A 15,589-nucleotide genomic window follows, 5' to 3' on the forward strand; every position below is an offset into this window, starting at 1 on the left:
GAAATTAATTATTATTTAGAATACAATTCTACAATCAAATGCTCTTTAATGTTTTCAGGAATGTCTGCTCTTTCAGGTATATGCAACAACTTACCTACTTTTGCATTATCATCCCATTCCAACCAAGGATACTTGCTGTGATTAAATCCCGCCAGTGAATTAGCGATAACTTCCAAAGATTTAGATCTTTCACGAACACCAATCACCTGCCCTGGTTTTACTGCATATGAAGGTATATTTACAACTTCACCATCTACAGTAATATGCTTATGACTAACCAACTGACGAGCAGCTGCACGAGTCGGAGCAATACCCAAACGGAATACTATATTGTCAAGACGACCTTCTAACAATTGAAGAAGAATTTCACCGGTAATACCTTTAGCGGTTTCAGCCTTCTCAAACAAGTTGCGGAATTGTTTTTCCAAAACTCCATAGGTGTATTTGGCTTTCTGTTTCTCACGAAGTTGAACACCATATTCAGAAGTTTTTCTCTTTCTTGAATTTCCGTGTTGACCAGGAGGGTAATTCTTCTTTGACAATACCTTGTCTGCTCCAAAGATTCCTTCACCGAATTTACGGGCTATTCTTGATTTTGGTCCAGTATATCTAGCCATTTCTTTTAAATATTTAATTGTTTATTCATGAACTCAATTTGTTGCAGCCGCGATTGCAGAGAAGAATATACAATCCAATAACAAAATCAAGTGTCATTTTTATTAAAGGTAAATCTTAAACTCTACGTCTTTTCGGAGGACGACAACCATTATGCGGAAGCGGAGTTACATCAACAATCTCCGTAACTTCAATACCTGCACCATGGATAGTTCTAATAGCAGATTCACGCCCATTACCCGGACCTTTCACATATGCTTTTACCTTTCTCAATCCAAGATCATATGCTATCTTAGCACAATCTTGCGCAGCCATCTGTGCTGCATAAGGAGTATTCTTCTTAGAACCTCTAAATCCCATCTTTCCAGCAGAAGACCATGAAATAATCTGACCTTCACTATTTGCCAGAGAAACAATAATGTTGTTGAAAGATGAATGAACATGTAACTGTCCATTAGCATCTACCTTTACATTTCTCTTTTTTGCTGCAACTGTTTTTTTTGCCATATCAACAATTATTATTTAGTAGCTTTTTTCTTATTAGCAACGGTTTTCTTTCTACCTTTACGAGTACGAGCGTTATTTTTTGTGCTCTGTCCTCTCACAGGAAGACCAATACGATGACGTACACCACGGTAACAACCGATATCCATTAAACGCTTAATGTTCAATTGAACTTCAGAACGAAGATCACCTTCAACTTTATACTCTGCACCAATGATCTCACGAATCTTGGCAGCCTGATCATCCGTCCAGTCTTTCACTTTCAGGTCCTTATCAACACCCGCTTTATCCAAAATTTTTGCTGAACTACTACGACCTATTCCATATACATAGGTCAACGCAACTTCACCTCTTTTATTTTGAGGTAAATCGACACCAACTATTCTTATAGCCATATACTAAATTATTTTTCTTGCAAAAATAATAATATTATCCTTGACGTTGTTTATACTTAGGATTTTTCTTGTTAATAACATACAAACGGCCATTACGTCTAACGATCTTACACTCTGGCGTACGTTTCTTTAAGGATGCTCTTACTTTCATATCTTATTTTATTTATATCTAAATACAATTCTTCCTTTCGATAAATCGTAAGGAGACATTTCGACTCTTACCTTATCACCCGGCAGGATTTTGATATAATGCATTCGCATCTTACCGGAAATATGCGCAGTAATCTCATGTCCGTTTTCTAATTCAACACGAAACATTGCATTAGACAATGCTTCAACTATAACTCCATCTTGTTCTATTGCAGATTGCTTTGCCATATTAAACTCTTAAATTGCTTTATCTCCTAATACTTCCTCAATGAATTTGAAAGATGATAAAATTTCAGCATCTCCATTTCCGACCGCTATCGTATGCTCAAAATGAGCAGCACATTTCCGATCCTTGGTTCTTACTGTCCATCCATCACGCTCCATTACTATCTGTCGGCTACCTAAAGTAATCATTGGCTCAATAGCAATACATAAACCTTTTTTTAACATCGTTCCATAACCACGTTTACCATAATTAGGAACTTGTGGATCCTCATGCATTTCCATACCAATTCCATGACCGACAAACTCACGCACTACACCATAAGAATTAGACTCGCAGTGTTGCTGTATCGAATATCCGATATCCCCCACCCGCTTACCTTGAACAGCATTCTGTATTCCTATATATAATGCTTCTTTAGTAACTTTCAATAATTTACGAACTTCCTCATCAACTTCACCTACACAAAACGTATAAGCAGAATCACCACAAAAACCATTCATGTAAGTACCACAATCAACAGACACAACATCACCTTCTTTAAGTACTACATCATCACTCGGAATTCCATGTACAACCTGATCATTTACAGATGTACAGATTGAAGCAGGAAATGGATCACCGCATTGACTCGGAAAACCTTTGAAAGTAGGAACAGCACCATTATCTCTAATGAACTCCTCTGCTACCCTATCAAGCTCTTTTGTTGTTACTCCCGGCTTTAATATTTTAGCGACTTCAGCCAGTGTTTTTCCAACAAGCAAATTACTCTTGCGGAGCAGTTCTATTTCATCCTCAGTTTTAAGAAATATCATTCTTCAAAATGATTAATATGCAGCTACACTGCCACTACGTCCTTTAATACGTCCAGATTTCAATAAACCATCATAATGTCTCATCAACAAATGACTTTCAACCTGCTGGAGAGTATCAAGAACTACACCTACAAGAATTAACAAAGATGTACCACCGAAGAACTGAGCAAACTCAGCTTTCACACCAAATATACCAGCAAATGCAGGCATAATAGCAACCAAAGCCAAAAAGAAAGAACCAGGCAAAGTAATACGAGACATAATCTCATCAATATACTCAGCTGTTTTCTTTCCCGGTTTGATACCTGGAATAAAACCATTATTTCTCTTCATATCCTCAGCCATCTGAGTCGGATTAATGGTAATTGCAGTATAGAAATACGTAAACAATATAATCAACACTGCAAAAATCAAATTATACCAAAAACTTGTATGATCAGTTAATGCATGTACGAAACCGCTTACATTATTTACATTAGAGAATCCAATAAGAGTAATAGGAATAAACATGATTGCCTGAGCAAAAATAATAGGCATCACGTTAGCAGCATTTACCTTCAAAGGGATATATTGTCTAGCACCGCCATATTGCTTATTACCTACAATCTTTTTTGCATACTGAACTGGTATTTTTCTAGTTCCTTGAACTAAAAGAATAGCAAATGCAATGACAATCAATAAAACAACAAGTTCAATCAAAAACATCACTAAACCACCTGTTTTATCTGTCATACGAGAAATTAATTCTTGAAACAAAGACTGAGGCAGACGGGCAATAATACCAATCATGATGATCAATGAAATACCGTTACCGATTCCTTTATCTGTAATTCTCTCACCAAGCCACAAAATAAACATACTTCCTGCAGCCAAAATAATGGTAGAAGTAAGCATAAACAGAGTCCAATCTAATGAAGCATTTAAAGAAGGACCAGCCTGCATTTTAAGATTGAGCAAATAAGAAGGAGCTTGAACCAGCAAAATAATAATAGTCAAATAACGAGTATACTGATTCATTTTTCTTCTACCACTTTCACCTTCGCGTTGCAGTTTCTGAAAATACGGTACCGCAATACCTAGCAACTGAATCACAATGGAAGCAGAGATATAAGGCATAATACCCAATGCAAAAATAGATGCATTAGAGAATGCTCCTCCAGAAAACATGTTTAACAAAGCTAAAAGACCCTCGCTTGTTTGTTGATGCAATTGTGTTAACATCGACGGGTTAATTCCCGGCAAAACAACATACGAACCAAAACGGTAAATTGCCACAAACAATATGGTAATGAGGATCCGTTGTCTCAGATCCTCAATTTTCCATATATTCTTTAATGTTTCAATAGCTTTTCTCATTGTATCAGAGTTTTACTACTTGTCCACCAGCAGCTTCGATGGCAGCAACAGCAGTCTTAGAAAATGCATGTGCTTGTACATCCAACTTAGCAGTCAAAGTTCCGTTACCTAATACTTTTACCAACTGGCTGGAAGAAATGAAACCGGCTTCAATGAAATCATTAATACCTACAGTTTGTAAATTCTTAGCTTCTGCCAATTTCTGAATTGTATCCAAGTTGATAGCTTTATACTCTACACGATTAATGTTTTTAAAGCCAAACTTAGGAACACGACGTTGAAGAGGCATCTGACCACCTTCAAAACCTATCTTCTTAGAGTATCCAGATCTTGATTTAGCTCCCTTATGACCTCTAGTAGAAGTACCTCCCAAGCCAGAACCCGGACCACGTCCGATTCTTTTTCTTGTTTTAGTAGATCCCTCTGCAGGTTTTAAATTACTTAAGTTCATATTGTAATTCGTTTTATATTCAACAAATAATTACTTAACAATGGTAACCAAGTGTTTAACCTTATCCACCATTCCAAGAATTGAAGGAGTACATTCGTGTTCAACCACACGATTCAACTTATGGAGTCCCAGTGCATCAAGAGTTCTCTTCTGATCTGCAGGAGCCCCAATTCTACTTTTAACTTGTTTAATCTTAATAGTCGACATATTCTTCCTCCTTATCCTCTAAATACTTTTTCCATACTAATTCCTCTGTTCTGAGCAACCATACGAGCATCACGCATTTCACTTAATGCAAGAATAGTAGCTTTTACCAAGTTATGCGGGTTGGAAGAACCTTTTGACTTTGCCAAAACATCTGTTACACCAACACTTTCAAGCACAGCACGCATTGCACCACCTGCTACTACACCAGTACCGTGAGAAGCCGGCTTGATAAATACCTCAGCACCACCAAATTTAGCAGACTGTTCGTGGGGAACCGTACCCTTCAAAACAGGCACTTTAGTCAAGTTTTTCTTTGCAGATTCAACACCTTTAGCAATAGCAGCTGTCACTTCGCCAGCTTTACCAAGGCCCCAACCGATGATACCTTCTTCATTACCTACTACCACAATAGCAGAGAAACTAAAAGTTCTACCACCCTTGGTTACTTTGGTCACACGATTAATAGCAACCAATCTGTCTTTCAGCTCTATATCGTTTGTAATCTTAACTCTATTATTAAGTCCTGCCATAATGATTAAAATTTAAGTCCACCGTTACGGGCAGCATCAGCTACCTCTTTTACTCTCCCATGATACAAGTAACCATTACGGTCAAAAACAACAGTAGTAATACCTGCTTCTTGAGCTTTTTTCGCAATCAGTTCACCTACCTTAGCAGCCTGCTCTTTCTTCGACATACTCTCAGTTATACCTAAAGAAGATGCAGCAGCTAGTGTCTTACCAGACAAATCGTCGATAATCTGAACATAGATTTGCTTATTGCTTCTAAATACACTCATACGCGGACATTCAGTCGTACCTGAAACTTTATTGCGTACTCTATATTTGATCTTAATCCGTCTTTCTATTTTTGTTGTCATAATACTATCAATTTAAATAATTATTTAGCACCGGCTGATTTACCAGACTTTCTACGAATTTCTTCGCCAACAAACTTAATACCCTTACCCTTATACGGTTCAGGCTTACGGAAAGAACGTATTTTAGAGCAAACTTGACCAAGCAACTGTTTATCACAAGATTCTAAAATAATAAGAGGGTTCTTATTTCTTTCAGACTTAGTTTCAACTTTTACCTCAGCCGGCAACTGTATAAAAATATTATGAGTATAACCTAAAGATAACTCAACAATATTACCTTGGTTAGCAGCACGGTAACCTACACCGACAAGTTCCAACTCTTTCTTATATCCTTCAGATACACCAACAACCATGTTGTGAACCAATGAACGGTAGAGACCGTGAAATGCATGTTTCTGCTTCGGATTATCCAACATCTCGTTTTCATTCTCAGTCAGAACAACATGACCATCCTCAATGGAAACATTGATAGCAGGATTTACATATTGGCTCATTTCGCCTTTGGGTCCCTTTACGGTAACCACATTATCTTTCAGAGTAACTGTTACTCCAGCAGGGATACTAATGGGTAATTTTCCTATTCTTGACATTGCTAATTCCTCCTATTAATATACATAACACAAAACTTCACCACCAATTTTTAATTCAGCGGCTTCTTTGTTGGTCATTACACCTTTGGAAGTAGATATTATAGCAATACCCAAACCATTAATAACTCGCGGCATGTCTTTATAACCGGTATATTGACGCAAACCCGGAGAAGAAATTCTTTCCAGTTTCTTAATTGCGTTAACTTTATTAACCGGATCATACTTCAAGGCAACCTTAATTGTACCTTGAGGACCATCTTCTACAAACTTATAATTAAGGATGTAGCCTTTTTCAAAAAGAATCTTAGTGATTTCTTTTTTCAAATTTGAAGCCGGAACTTCCACAACTCTGTGCTTTGCTTGAATAGCGTTCCGCAACCTCGTCAAATAATCTGCTATTGGATCAGTCATATAAAAATAAATTAAATTAATCAGGACTACCCTGACAATATTTAAACTAAAAATTACCAGCTTGCTTTCTTTACACCGGGAATAAGACCATTAGAGGCCATCTCACGGAACTGGATTCTAGAAATACCGAATTGACGGATATATCCTTTCGGACGGCCAGTCAACTTGCAACGATTGTGCATACGAATCGGATTAGAATTTTTAGGCAGTTCCTGCAATTTCTGCGCAGCTTCAAATGCGTCAGCAGGATCACCTGTCCTAACGATTTGCTTCAATGCAGCTCTTTTCTCGGCATATTTGGCTACTAATTTGGCACGTCTAATTTCACGTGCTTTCATTGATTCCTTTGCCATAACTTATCAATCTTTTTTAGCGTTTTTAAACGGTAAACCGAATTCTTTCAATAAGGCATAACCTTCTTCATCTGTTTGCGCAGAGGTTACAAAGGTAATATTCATTCCGAGAATTCTGGTAATACTATCAATATTAATTTCAGGAAAAATGATTTGTTCCTGAATACCAAGGGTATAATTACCCTTACCATCGAACTTACTTTCAATACCTTTGAAGTCACGAATACGAGGCAGAGCCACACGAACTAATTTTTCAAGGAATTCGTACATTCTCTCACGACGTAAAGTTACCATAACACCAATTGGCATTTTTTTGCGCAACTTAAAGTTTGCAATATCCTTACGGGAAATAGTTGCTACGGCTTTCTGACCAGTAATAGCACTCATTTCATTAATTGCCACTTCAATAATCTTCTTATCGGCAACAGCCATACCCAAACCCTGATTGATGACAATCTTCTTAAGTACGGGTATCTGCATTGAAGAAGAATATTGGAACTGTGATTTCAATGCAGGCGCAATACGCTCTGCATATTCTTTCTTAAGGCTAGCAGTATTACTCATTACTTAATCTCCTCTCCTGATTTTTTAGAATAACGCACTAAAGTACCATCAGCACTTTCTTTTCTACCAACACGCGTTGCTTTACCAGTCTTTGGATCAACCGGATTCAAATTTGACAAATGGATAGAAGCTTCTTGCTTCACAATACCACCTTGTGGGTTCTTTGCATTCGGTTTTGTGCTCTTAGATACCATATTGATACCTTCAACAATTGCACGTCCTTCCTTCACAAGAACCTTCAATACACGACCAGTCTTACCCTTGTCTTCACCAGAATTTACGTAAACTGTATCGCCTTTTTTAATATGTAATTTACTCATTACTTAAATCTTTTACAATATTAAAGTACTTCAGGAGCGAGTGACACAACTTTCATGTTAGTAGCACGAAGCTCACGAGCTACCGGACCGAAAATACGACTACCTCTAATTTCACCTGCATTATTCAACAACACGCAAGCATTATCATCAAAACGTATATAAGAACCATCAGCACGACGGATTTCTTTCTTAGTACGCACGATCAAAGCTTTAGACACTGCACCTTTTTTAATATCACTTGAAGGGATAACGCTCTTTACAGAAACAACAATCACGTCCCCTACTGAAGCATAGCGACGACCTGTACCACCCAAAACGCGAATACAGAGAGCCTCTTTTGCTCCACTATTATCACATACTGTAAGTCTGGATTCTACTTGTATCATAATTACTTAGCTCTTTCAATTATTTCTACCAATCTCCATCTCTTAGTCTTGCTCAAAGGACGAGTTTCCATGATGCGTACAGTATCACCGATATTGCACTCATTTTTTTCATCATGAGCATGGTATTTCTTCGTTTTGCTAACGAACTTACCATATATGGGGTGTTTTTCCTTAAACTTAGCTGCTACTGTAATGGTTTTATCCATTTTGTTACTCAGCACAACCCCAGTTCTTTCTTTTCTTAAATTTCTTGCTTCCATCAAGCTCATCATTTATTGTTAAGTTCTCTTTGGCGTAATTCTGTTTTCATACGCGCAATAGTCCTGCGTAATTGTTTGATCTGAGCAGGATTATCCAAAGGAGAAATAGAATGATTTAAAACCATTTGGTTGTAATTAGCTACTTCTGTTTCTACTCTTTCCACCAAATCATTGGTAGGCATTTCTTTAATTTCTGCTATTTTCATACTCCTTACGCATTTTGATTTTGAATATCATAATCACGTCTCACCACAAACTTAGTTGTGATAGGAAGCTTCTGTGCTGCTAAGCGCAAAGCCTCTTTTGCGATTTCATAAGATACTCCTTCAGCTTCGATAATAATTCTACCTGGTGTAACAGGAGCAACAAATCCCTCAGGACTACCCTTACCTTTACCCATACGTACATCAGCAGGTTTTCTAGTAATAGGTTTATCCGGGAAAATACGAATCCAAATCTGTCCTTGACGTTGCATATATCTTGTCACTGCAATACGTGCAGCTTCAATCTGACGGCCTGTAATCCATTTTGTTTCCAAAGCCTTAATACCAAAAGATCCGAAAGCCAACTGGTTTCCTCTTTGGGCATTACCTTTTTGACGGCCTTTTTGTTGTCTTCTGAATTTTGTCTTTTTCGGTTGTAACATAATTCCTAAAAATCAAATTCGTTAGCGATTATTTTTCTTTCTTTTGAAGTTCTTTCCGCCATTGCTTCCGCTATTGCTTCCACGAGCACTTTCCTTGCTTTGTGTAAAGTTTGGAGCCAACTCCCTCTTACCATAAACTTCACCTCTACAAATCCAAACTTTAATACCGAGAAGACCAACTTTTGTCAATGCTTCTGCATGACAATAGTCAATGTCTGCTCTGAAAGTGTGCAACGGAGTTCTTCCTTCCTTATACATTTCAGAACGAGCCATTTCTGCACCATTCAAACGTCCTGAAATCTGAATTTTGATACCTTCCGCACCCATACGCATGGTATTGGCAATAGCCATCTTGATGGCACGACGATAGGCAATTTTACCTTCCACCTGACGAGCGATGTTATTAGCCACGATAACAGCGTCCAACTCAGGTCTTTTAACTTCGAAGATGTTAATCTGGATATCTTTATCTGTGACCTTCTTTAACTCTTCCTTCAACTTATCTACTTCTTGGCCACCTTTACCGATAATAATACCCGGACGTGCTGTACAAACGGTAATAGTCACGAGTTTCAGTGTACGTTCAATTACAATTCTTGAAACGCTGGCTTTTGCAAGACGAGCATTCAAATATTTACGAATCTTACTATCTTCCAGCAAAGAGTCGCCGTAATTCTTTCCACCATACCAATTGGAATCCCATCCTCTGATAATTCCTAAACGGTTGCTTATTGGATTAACTTTTTGTCCCATTTACCTTAATTTTGATCTTCGTTATTACTTTTAGAACCGACGAACAACGTTACATGATTTGAACGTTTACGAATTCTGTAACCTCTACCCTGCGGGGCTGGTCTCATTCTTTTGAGTGTAGCACCACCATCAACAAAAATCTTAGTTACAAACAATTCACCACTTTCTGCTTTACGTTCGTTTTTCTGCTCCCAATTAGCAATTGCAGAACGCAGCAACTTTTCCACCCTAGCAGCAGCCTCCTTAGAAGAGAACTTCAAAACGCCAAGCGCTCTGTTCACCTCCATCCCACGAATCATGTCAGCCACGAGACGCATTTTACGGGGGGAAGTAGGAACATTTTGCAATTTCGCAAAATACATGGTTTTAAGGGCTTCTTTTCTTTTTTCAGCCGATATTTTTTTTCTTGCTCCCATTATATTATTACTTTATTATTTCAAATAAATCCTGTATTATTTTTTCTTATTACCAGCATGTCCTCTGAACGTACGAGTTGGAGCGAATTCTCCCAACTTGTGTCCTACCATATTTTCGGTAACATATACAGGAATAAATTTATTTCCATTGTGAACTGCAATGGTATGGCCTACAAAATCGGGCGAAATCATTGAAGCTCTGGCCCAAGTCTTAACTACTACTTTCTTACCTGATTCATTCATGGCAAGCACTTTTTTCTCAAGCTTAACGTTAATATACGGACCTTTTTTTAATGAACGACTCATAATTTACTCAATTAATCAGATTACTTCTTTCTTCTCTCAATAATATACTTAGACGATTGTTTCTTCGGAGCTCTTGTCTTAAGACCCTTAGCATACAATCCCTTACGAGATCTCGGGTGTCCTCCTGAAGCACGTCCTTCACCACCTCCCATTGGGTGGTCAACCGGGTTCATAACAACACCACGGTTACGCGGACGACGTCCTAACCAACGAGAACGTCCAGCCTTACCTGAACTTTCCAATCCATGATCTGAGTTACCAACGCTACCGATAGTAGCTTTACAAGTACTGAGGATCTGACGAACCTCACCTGAAGGCAATTTAATAACGCAGTATTTACCTTCTCTTGAAGTCAACTGAGCAAAATTACCAGCTGAACGAACCAAAGCAGCGCCTTGTCCCGGACGTAATTCAATATTGTGAATTACAGTACCAACCGGTATATTCTGAAGAGGAAGAGCATTTCCAATCTCTGGAGCAGCATTTTCACCTGACATCAAAGTCGCACCAACTTGCAATCCATTGGGAGCAATAATATATCTTTTTTCTCCATCTGCATAGAACAATAAAGCGATACGAGCCGAACGGTTCGGATCATACTCAATTGTTCTAACTACTGCAGGCACACCATCTTTATTTCTCTTGAAGTCTACGATACGGATAATCTTCTTAGCGCCACCACCAATATAGCGCATGGTCATTTTACCTGTATTATTACGACCACCAGTAGATTTCTTACCAAATACAAGAGACTTTTCTGGTACTCGTGCAGTAATTTCTTCGAAAGTACCAATAATTTTATGTCTTTGCCCCGGTGTTGTGGGCTTAAATTTACGTACTGCCATTTTTTTTAAATATTACTATAAAAATCAATAGTATCTCCTTCTTTCAACGTAACAATAGCTTTCTTATATGCATTAGTACGTCCATTGATGATACCAGCCCTCGTATAACGGCTTTTATTTTTGCCAGCATAACGAATAGTATTCACATCAACCACGGTAACGTTGTAAAGGGCTTCAACTTCGTTCTTAATTTCCAGTTTATTAGCTTCAGGACGCACAATAAAGCCGAAACGATTGTTCGCCTTATCAGTAATTGCAGTCATTTTCTCTGTCACTAACGGTTTAATAATAATTCCCATTATTTAAGCCTCCTTTTTACATTAAGATATTGTCGATAGCAGATAGTGCACTTTCTGCAAACACAACAACCCCAGCGTCTAATACTCTGTAAGTATTTAACCCTGAGATAGTCTGCACGTTTGCACTCTTCACGTTACGAGCCGACAAATATACGTTTTTATTTGCTTCAGGTAAAATCATAAGCAGTTTTTTATCAGAAACTTTAAGATTTTTTGTCATTGCAATGAAATCTTTTGTCTTAGGAGCGTCAAAAGAGAAGTCCTCCACAACCACGATACCATTGTTTTGAGCCTTATATGACAAAGCTGACTTACGAGCCAAAGCTTTCACTTTCTTGTTTAATTTAAAATAGTAATCTCTCGGTTTCGGACCAAATACACGTCCTCCACCAACGAGTACTGGTGAATTCATGTCACCACGACGTGCACCACCACCACCTTTTTGGCGACCAATTTTACGAGTAGAGCCACTAATTTCGCTTCTTTCTTTTGACTTGTGTGTACCCTGACGCTGGTTAGCCATAAACTGTTTAACATCCAAGTAAATAGCGTGGTCGTTGGGCTCAATTCCGAAGATAGACTCGTTTAACGTAATCTTTCTCCCAGTGTCTTCACCTTTAATATTATATACGTTAACTTCCATTATTTTTCAATTATTACGATTGAACCTTTGCAACCAGGAACAGAACCCTTAATCAAAAGCAGATTATGTTCCGCGATTACTTTTAATACTTGCAAATTTTGAACAGTTACTCTGTCACCACCTAATTGTCCACCCATGCGCATTCCCTTGAACACTTTTGCTGGATAAGAACATGCACCAATAGAACCCGGTTTACGAGCACGGTTATGCTGACCATGAGTAGTCTGACCTACACCACCGAAACCATGACGTTTTACTACACCTTGGAAGCCTTTACCCTTAGAAGTACCTACAACATCAACAAAAGTCGCATCGTTGAACATCTCTACAGTAACAGTATCACCCAGATTCAACTCTGTTTCAAATTCCTTGAACTCAGCCAAGTGTTTCTTGGGAGTTACTCCAGCTTTTTTAAAGTGCCCCATTAAAGGCTTTGTAGTGTGCTTCTCTTTTTTTTCTTGGAAACCCAACTGAACAGCTTCATAACCGTCCTTTTCTACAGTTTTCACTTGAGTAACAACACAAGGACCTGCTTCGATAACAGTGCATGGTACATTCTTACCCTCGGCACTGAAAACGGATGTCATTCCGATTTTTTTTCCTAATAATCCTGGCATTTCACTTAATTTTTAATACTTACACTTTGATTTCTACTTCCACACCACTCGGCAACTCCAACTTCATTAGAGCATCTACTGTCTTAGCCGTTGAGCTATAGATGTCGATCAATCTCTTATAAGAAGAAAGTTCAAATTGTTCACGCGACTTTTTATTAACGAAAGTCGAACGATTTACGGTAAAGATACGCTTATGCGTAGGAAGAGGAATTGGACCACTAACAATGGCACCAGTTGTCTTCACCGTTCTTACAATCTTCTCAGCCGACTTGTCAACCAAGTTGTGGTCGTAAGATTTCAGTTTAATTCTAATTTTCTGACTCATTACTGTTTCTAATTATTAAATAGTTATATAAGATGAAGCCCTGTAAGCTAAGAGTCATTCGCTAGCTTACGAGCTTCAAGAATTTTAGAGTAAATCAGCACGTCCTTTTACTTCTTCCAATACTGCCTTAGCAATAGAGTTAGAGACCTGAGCATGATGAGAATACACCATTGAAGAAGTAGCACGACCTGAAGTAATAGTACGCAAAGCAGTTACATAACCGAACATTTCTGCCAATGGAACCATTGCTTTTACAATACGGGCACCAGAACGACTAGATTCCATACCTTCTACCTGTCCACGACGCTTGTTCAAGTCACCAATAACATCACCCATATTTTCTTCCGGAGTTACAACTTCCAACTTCATAATAGGCTCCATCAAAACAGGACCTGCCTTAGCGCAAGCATTCTTATATGCCTGAATAGCACAAATTTCAAAAGACAACTGGTCAGAATCGACCGGATGGAAAGAGCCATCAAGCAAAGTTACTTTCAGTGAATCCAGCGGATAACCAGCCAACACACCATTCTTCATTGCAGTAGTGAAACCCTTCTGTACAGACGGAATAAATTCTTTAGGAATATTACCTCCTTTCACTTCGTCAACAAACTGCAAACCACCTTGAGTAAAGTCGTCATCAACCGGACCAATATTTACAATAATATCTGCAAACTTACCACGCCCACCCGATTGTTTCTTATAAACCTCACGCAAGTTGACAGTCTTAGTAATCGCCTCTTTATAGTTAACTTGAGGTTTACCTTGATTACATTCAACTTTAAACTCACGTTTCAAACGATCAATAATAATATCCAAGTGCAACTCACCCATACCGGAAATAACAGTCTGACCAGTCTGTTCATCAGTCTTCACTGTAAACGTCGGATCTTCTTCGGCCAATTTAGCCAAACCATTGGACAACTTATCCATATCCTTCTGAGTTTTCGGTTCCACAGCAATACCAATTACCGGTTCCGGGAAGTCCATAGATTCCAATACGATTGGAGCTGTTTCATCACATAATGTATCACCAGTATGAATATCCTTAAAACCGACACCAGCACCAATATCACCAGCACCAATCACCTCAACGGGATTTTGCTTATTTGAATGCATCTGGAACAGACGAGAAACACGTTCCTTCTTACCAGAACGAGAGTTATAAATATAAGAGCCTGCCTCAATTTTACCAGAATATACACGAAAGAATGTTAAACGACCAACATAAGGGTCTGTAGCAATCTTAAATGCTAAAGCAGATGTTTTTTCATCTTCACTTGGTTTACGATCTTCTTCTGCACCTGTTTCCGGATTTGTTCCAATTACATTCTCAGTATCCAACGGAGAAGGTAAAAATGCACAAACATAATCAAGCAAAGTCTGTACACCTTTATTTTTAAAGGAAGAGCCACACAACATCGGAACAACAGCCATTTGTACTGTTGCATTACGAAGAGCTCTTAGCACTTCTTCTTCTGTAATAGTAGAAGGATCATCGAAATATTTTTCCATTAAAGCATCATCAAACTCAGCTACTTTCTCAAGCATTTTATCTCTCCACTCGGTAGCCTCATCAATTAAATTTGCAGGAATTTCTTCTACCGTATAATCAGCCCCCATTGTCTCGTCATGCCAATAAATTGCTTTCATCTTAATAAGGTCAACCAAGCCCTTAAAAGACTCTTCAGCACCAATAGGCACAACAATAGGACAAGGATTAGCACCCAAGACATCCTTCATCTGACGAACAACCTCAAAGAAATCTGCACCAGAGCGGTCCATCTTATTAACGTACGCAATACGGGGTACATTATACTTATCAGCTTGACGCCAAACCGTTTCAGATTGCGGTTCAACACCACCTACTGCACAATAAGCAGCAACAGCCCCATCAAGAATACGTAAAGAACGTTCTACCTCAGCAGTGAAGTCCACGTGCCCCGGAGTATCAATCAGATTGATTTTATAAGTATTACCTGCATATTTCCAACGAGTAGTAGTAGCAGCAGAAGTGATAGTAATACCACGTTCTTGTTCTTGCTCCATCCAGTCCATTGTAGCAGCGCCATCATGTACTTCTCCAATTTTGTGGGTCAACCCCGTATAAAATAGGATACGTTCAGAAGTTGTTGTTTTGCCGGCATCAATATGAGCCATGATACCGATATTACGCGTCAAATGTAAATCACTCTTTGCCATTTTCTAATTCCTTTTACATTAAGTTTTTAATCTTCAATTGGTTATCTCTTAACAGTA

29 protein-coding genes are annotated in these 15,589 nt (G+C 38.4%); all 29 read right to left on the reverse strand.

Features of this window, described 5'->3' with window-relative positions; genetic code table 11:
* Positions 1-11: 11 nt before the first annotated feature.
* The gene (rpsD, locus tag C1A09_RS00140) at positions 12-617 is read right to left on the reverse strand and encodes a 30S ribosomal protein S4 (RefSeq protein WP_101541754.1); all 606 of its coding nucleotides are present in this window, start codon (positions 615-617) and stop codon (positions 12-14) included.
* Between the two features lie 115 nt (positions 618-732).
* The gene (rpsK, locus tag C1A09_RS00145; protein WP_073402471.1) at positions 733-1,122 is read right to left on the reverse strand and encodes a 30S ribosomal protein S11; all 390 of its coding nucleotides are present in this window, start codon (positions 1,120-1,122) and stop codon (positions 733-735) included.
* Between the two features lie 11 nt (positions 1,123-1,133).
* Positions 1,134-1,514: a 30S ribosomal protein S13 gene (gene rpsM / locus C1A09_RS00150; protein WP_009122263.1), complete on the reverse strand. Its 381-nt coding sequence runs from the start codon at positions 1,512-1,514 to the stop codon at positions 1,134-1,136.
* Positions 1,515-1,548: 34 nt separating this feature from the next.
* Positions 1,549-1,665 (reverse strand): type B 50S ribosomal protein L36, encoded by a 117-nt coding sequence (gene ykgO, locus C1A09_RS00155; RefSeq protein WP_002558051.1) that lies wholly within the window; start codon positions 1,663-1,665, stop codon positions 1,549-1,551.
* Positions 1,666-1,673: 8 nt separating this feature from the next.
* Positions 1,674-1,892 carry a translation initiation factor IF-1 gene (gene infA / locus C1A09_RS00160; RefSeq protein WP_002558052.1) on the reverse strand — a complete coding sequence of 73 codons (219 nt, stop codon included), beginning with the start codon at positions 1,890-1,892 and terminating at the stop codon, positions 1,674-1,676.
* Positions 1,893-1,901: 9 nt separating this feature from the next.
* The gene (gene map / locus C1A09_RS00165; RefSeq protein WP_101541755.1) at positions 1,902-2,702 is read right to left on the reverse strand and encodes a type I methionyl aminopeptidase; all 801 of its coding nucleotides are present in this window, start codon (positions 2,700-2,702) and stop codon (positions 1,902-1,904) included.
* A gap of 12 nt (positions 2,703-2,714) precedes the next feature.
* Positions 2,715-4,058: a preprotein translocase subunit SecY gene (gene secY / locus C1A09_RS00170; RefSeq protein WP_101541756.1), complete on the reverse strand. Its 1,344-nt coding sequence runs from the start codon at positions 4,056-4,058 to the stop codon at positions 2,715-2,717.
* A 4-nt stretch (positions 4,059-4,062) separates the two neighbouring features.
* The gene (gene rplO, locus C1A09_RS00175) at positions 4,063-4,509 is read right to left on the reverse strand and encodes a 50S ribosomal protein L15 (RefSeq protein ID WP_101541757.1); all 447 of its coding nucleotides are present in this window, start codon (positions 4,507-4,509) and stop codon (positions 4,063-4,065) included.
* Between the two features lie 30 nt (positions 4,510-4,539).
* Complete coding sequence (gene rpmD, locus C1A09_RS00180; protein WP_004291222.1) at positions 4,540-4,716, reverse strand: 50S ribosomal protein L30; 177 nt, start codon at positions 4,714-4,716, stop codon at positions 4,540-4,542.
* 11 nt (positions 4,717-4,727) lie between these two features.
* Positions 4,728-5,246, reverse strand: coding sequence for a 30S ribosomal protein S5 (rpsE, locus tag C1A09_RS00185; RefSeq protein WP_009125145.1), 519 nt, complete (start codon positions 5,244-5,246; stop codon positions 4,728-4,730).
* Between the two features lie 5 nt (positions 5,247-5,251).
* A complete protein-coding gene (gene rplR, locus C1A09_RS00190; protein WP_101541758.1) occupies positions 5,252-5,596 on the reverse strand; it encodes a 50S ribosomal protein L18 in 345 nt (114 codons plus the stop codon).
* A 20-nt stretch (positions 5,597-5,616) separates the two neighbouring features.
* Positions 5,617-6,186 carry a 50S ribosomal protein L6 gene (rplF, locus tag C1A09_RS00195; RefSeq protein ID WP_101541759.1) on the reverse strand — a complete coding sequence of 190 codons (570 nt, stop codon included), beginning with the start codon at positions 6,184-6,186 and terminating at the stop codon, positions 5,617-5,619.
* A gap of 15 nt (positions 6,187-6,201) precedes the next feature.
* Positions 6,202-6,597 carry a 30S ribosomal protein S8 gene (gene rpsH / locus C1A09_RS00200; RefSeq protein WP_004291226.1) on the reverse strand — a complete coding sequence of 132 codons (396 nt, stop codon included), beginning with the start codon at positions 6,595-6,597 and terminating at the stop codon, positions 6,202-6,204.
* Between the two features lie 53 nt (positions 6,598-6,650).
* A complete protein-coding gene (gene rpsN, locus C1A09_RS00205; protein WP_101541760.1) occupies positions 6,651-6,950 on the reverse strand; it encodes a 30S ribosomal protein S14 in 300 nt (99 codons plus the stop codon).
* Positions 6,951-6,956: 6 nt separating this feature from the next.
* A complete protein-coding gene (rplE, locus tag C1A09_RS00210; RefSeq protein WP_101541761.1) occupies positions 6,957-7,514 on the reverse strand; it encodes a 50S ribosomal protein L5 in 558 nt (185 codons plus the stop codon).
* Positions 7,514-7,834: a 50S ribosomal protein L24 gene (gene rplX / locus C1A09_RS00215; protein ID WP_101541762.1), complete on the reverse strand. Its 321-nt coding sequence runs from the start codon at positions 7,832-7,834 to the stop codon at positions 7,514-7,516. The genes rplE and rplX overlap by 1 nt, the downstream gene beginning before the upstream one ends.
* Before the next feature lie 20 nt (positions 7,835-7,854).
* Positions 7,855-8,220, reverse strand: a complete 366-nt coding sequence (gene rplN, locus C1A09_RS00220; protein WP_005825700.1) for a 50S ribosomal protein L14 — start codon at positions 8,218-8,220, stop codon at positions 7,855-7,857.
* Positions 8,221-8,222: 2 nt separating this feature from the next.
* Entirely contained in the window at positions 8,223-8,492 is a 270-nt protein-coding gene (rpsQ, locus tag C1A09_RS00225; RefSeq protein ID WP_101541763.1) for a 30S ribosomal protein S17, read from the reverse strand.
* Complete coding sequence (gene rpmC, locus C1A09_RS00230) at positions 8,489-8,686, reverse strand: 50S ribosomal protein L29 (protein ID WP_101541764.1); 198 nt, start codon at positions 8,684-8,686, stop codon at positions 8,489-8,491. Before rpmC ends, rpsQ begins: the two co-directional genes overlap by 4 nt.
* 5 nt (positions 8,687-8,691) lie before the next feature.
* Positions 8,692-9,126 carry a 50S ribosomal protein L16 gene (gene rplP / locus C1A09_RS00235; protein WP_005656538.1) on the reverse strand — a complete coding sequence of 145 codons (435 nt, stop codon included), beginning with the start codon at positions 9,124-9,126 and terminating at the stop codon, positions 8,692-8,694.
* Positions 9,127-9,147: 21 nt separating this feature from the next.
* On the reverse strand, positions 9,148-9,879 hold the full coding sequence (rpsC, locus tag C1A09_RS00240) for a 30S ribosomal protein S3 (RefSeq protein WP_101541765.1): 732 nt from the start codon (positions 9,877-9,879) through the stop codon (positions 9,148-9,150).
* 5 nt (positions 9,880-9,884) lie between these two features.
* The gene (gene rplV / locus C1A09_RS00245) at positions 9,885-10,295 is read right to left on the reverse strand and encodes a 50S ribosomal protein L22 (protein ID WP_004291236.1); all 411 of its coding nucleotides are present in this window, start codon (positions 10,293-10,295) and stop codon (positions 9,885-9,887) included.
* Between the two features lie 36 nt (positions 10,296-10,331).
* Positions 10,332-10,601 carry a 30S ribosomal protein S19 gene (gene rpsS, locus C1A09_RS00250; RefSeq protein ID WP_101541766.1) on the reverse strand — a complete coding sequence of 90 codons (270 nt, stop codon included), beginning with the start codon at positions 10,599-10,601 and terminating at the stop codon, positions 10,332-10,334.
* A 20-nt stretch (positions 10,602-10,621) separates the two neighbouring features.
* Positions 10,622-11,446 carry a 50S ribosomal protein L2 gene (gene rplB, locus C1A09_RS00255; RefSeq protein WP_101541767.1) on the reverse strand — a complete coding sequence of 275 codons (825 nt, stop codon included), beginning with the start codon at positions 11,444-11,446 and terminating at the stop codon, positions 10,622-10,624.
* Positions 11,447-11,451: 5 nt separating this feature from the next.
* Positions 11,452-11,745: a 50S ribosomal protein L23 gene (gene rplW / locus C1A09_RS00260; protein WP_087412064.1), complete on the reverse strand. Its 294-nt coding sequence runs from the start codon at positions 11,743-11,745 to the stop codon at positions 11,452-11,454.
* 16 nt (positions 11,746-11,761) lie between these two features.
* Positions 11,762-12,388: a 50S ribosomal protein L4 gene (rplD, locus tag C1A09_RS00265; RefSeq protein WP_101541768.1), complete on the reverse strand. Its 627-nt coding sequence runs from the start codon at positions 12,386-12,388 to the stop codon at positions 11,762-11,764.
* A complete protein-coding gene (gene rplC, locus C1A09_RS00270; RefSeq protein ID WP_101541769.1) occupies positions 12,388-13,005 on the reverse strand; it encodes a 50S ribosomal protein L3 in 618 nt (205 codons plus the stop codon). Before rplC ends, rplD begins: the two co-directional genes overlap by 1 nt.
* 19 nt (positions 13,006-13,024) lie before the next feature.
* Entirely contained in the window at positions 13,025-13,330 is a 306-nt protein-coding gene (gene rpsJ / locus C1A09_RS00275; RefSeq protein WP_004291244.1) for a 30S ribosomal protein S10, read from the reverse strand.
* Positions 13,331-13,414: 84 nt separating this feature from the next.
* On the reverse strand, positions 13,415-15,532 hold the full coding sequence (gene fusA, locus C1A09_RS00280) for an elongation factor G (RefSeq protein ID WP_101541770.1): 2,118 nt from the start codon (positions 15,530-15,532) through the stop codon (positions 13,415-13,417).
* Between the last annotated feature and the right edge of the window lie 57 nt (positions 15,533-15,589).

Source organism: Bacteroides cutis (assembly GCF_900241005.1).
GTDB lineage: Bacteria > Bacteroidota > Bacteroidia > Bacteroidales > Bacteroidaceae > Bacteroides > Bacteroides cutis.

What these genes read in the sequence shown, in the direction of transcription:
- rpsD (WP_101541754.1), bottom strand. Translation starts at nt 617, where the DNA reads ATGGCTAGATATACTGGACCAAAATCAAGAATAGCCCGTAAATTCGGT.
- rpsK (WP_073402471.1), bottom strand. Translation starts at nt 1,122, where the DNA reads ATGGCAAAAAAAACAGTTGCAGCAAAAAAGAGAAATGTAAAGGTAGAT.
- rpsM (WP_009122263.1), bottom strand. Translation starts at nt 1,514, where the DNA reads ATGGCTATAAGAATAGTTGGTGTCGATTTACCTCAAAATAAAAGAGGT.
- ykgO (WP_002558051.1), bottom strand. Translation starts at nt 1,665, where the DNA reads ATGAAAGTAAGAGCATCCTTAAAGAAACGTACGCCAGAGTGTAAGATC.
- infA (WP_002558052.1), bottom strand. Translation starts at nt 1,892, where the DNA reads ATGGCAAAGCAATCTGCAATAGAACAAGATGGAGTTATAGTTGAAGCA.
- map (WP_101541755.1), bottom strand. Translation starts at nt 2,702, where the DNA reads ATGATATTTCTTAAAACTGAGGATGAAATAGAACTGCTCCGCAAGAGT.
- secY (WP_101541756.1), bottom strand. Translation starts at nt 4,058, where the DNA reads ATGAGAAAAGCTATTGAAACATTAAAGAATATATGGAAAATTGAGGAT.
- rplO (WP_101541757.1), bottom strand. Translation starts at nt 4,509, where the DNA reads ATGAACTTAAGTAATTTAAAACCTGCAGAGGGATCTACTAAAACAAGA.
- rpmD (WP_004291222.1), bottom strand. Translation starts at nt 4,716, where the DNA reads ATGTCGACTATTAAGATTAAACAAGTTAAAAGTAGAATTGGGGCTCCT.
- rpsE (WP_009125145.1), bottom strand. Translation starts at nt 5,246, where the DNA reads ATGGCAGGACTTAATAATAGAGTTAAGATTACAAACGATATAGAGCTG.
- rplR (WP_101541758.1), bottom strand. Translation starts at nt 5,596, where the DNA reads ATGACAACAAAAATAGAAAGACGGATTAAGATCAAATATAGAGTACGC.
- rplF (WP_101541759.1), bottom strand. Translation starts at nt 6,186, where the DNA reads ATGTCAAGAATAGGAAAATTACCCATTAGTATCCCTGCTGGAGTAACA.
- rpsH (WP_004291226.1), bottom strand. Translation starts at nt 6,597, where the DNA reads ATGACTGATCCAATAGCAGATTATTTGACGAGGTTGCGGAACGCTATT.
- rpsN (WP_101541760.1), bottom strand. Translation starts at nt 6,950, where the DNA reads ATGGCAAAGGAATCAATGAAAGCACGTGAAATTAGACGTGCCAAATTA.
- rplE (WP_101541761.1), bottom strand. Translation starts at nt 7,514, where the DNA reads ATGAGTAATACTGCTAGCCTTAAGAAAGAATATGCAGAGCGTATTGCG.
- rplX (WP_101541762.1), bottom strand. Translation starts at nt 7,834, where the DNA reads ATGAGTAAATTACATATTAAAAAAGGCGATACAGTTTACGTAAATTCT.
- rplN (WP_005825700.1), bottom strand. Translation starts at nt 8,220, where the DNA reads ATGATACAAGTAGAATCCAGACTTACAGTATGTGATAATAGTGGAGCA.
- rpsQ (WP_101541763.1), bottom strand. Translation starts at nt 8,492, where the DNA reads ATGATGAGCTTGATGGAAGCAAGAAATTTAAGAAAAGAAAGAACTGGG.
- rpmC (WP_101541764.1), bottom strand. Translation starts at nt 8,686, where the DNA reads ATGAAAATAGCAGAAATTAAAGAAATGCCTACCAATGATTTGGTGGAA.
- rplP (WP_005656538.1), bottom strand. Translation starts at nt 9,126, where the DNA reads ATGTTACAACCGAAAAAGACAAAATTCAGAAGACAACAAAAAGGCCGT.
- rpsC (WP_101541765.1), bottom strand. Translation starts at nt 9,879, where the DNA reads ATGGGACAAAAAGTTAATCCAATAAGCAACCGTTTAGGAATTATCAGA.
- rplV (WP_004291236.1), bottom strand. Translation starts at nt 10,295, where the DNA reads ATGGGAGCAAGAAAAAAAATATCGGCTGAAAAAAGAAAAGAAGCCCTT.
- rpsS (WP_101541766.1), bottom strand. Translation starts at nt 10,601, where the DNA reads ATGAGTCGTTCATTAAAAAAAGGTCCGTATATTAACGTTAAGCTTGAG.
- rplB (WP_101541767.1), bottom strand. Translation starts at nt 11,446, where the DNA reads ATGGCAGTACGTAAATTTAAGCCCACAACACCGGGGCAAAGACATAAA.
- rplW (WP_087412064.1), bottom strand. Translation starts at nt 11,745, where the DNA reads ATGGGAATTATTATTAAACCGTTAGTGACAGAGAAAATGACTGCAATT.
- rplD (WP_101541768.1), bottom strand. Translation starts at nt 12,388, where the DNA reads ATGGAAGTTAACGTATATAATATTAAAGGTGAAGACACTGGGAGAAAG.
- rplC (WP_101541769.1), bottom strand. Translation starts at nt 13,005, where the DNA reads ATGCCAGGATTATTAGGAAAAAAAATCGGAATGACATCCGTTTTCAGT.
- rpsJ (WP_004291244.1), bottom strand. Translation starts at nt 13,330, where the DNA reads ATGAGTCAGAAAATTAGAATTAAACTGAAATCTTACGACCACAACTTG.
- fusA (WP_101541770.1), bottom strand. Translation starts at nt 15,532, where the DNA reads ATGGCAAAGAGTGATTTACATTTGACGCGTAATATCGGTATCATGGCT.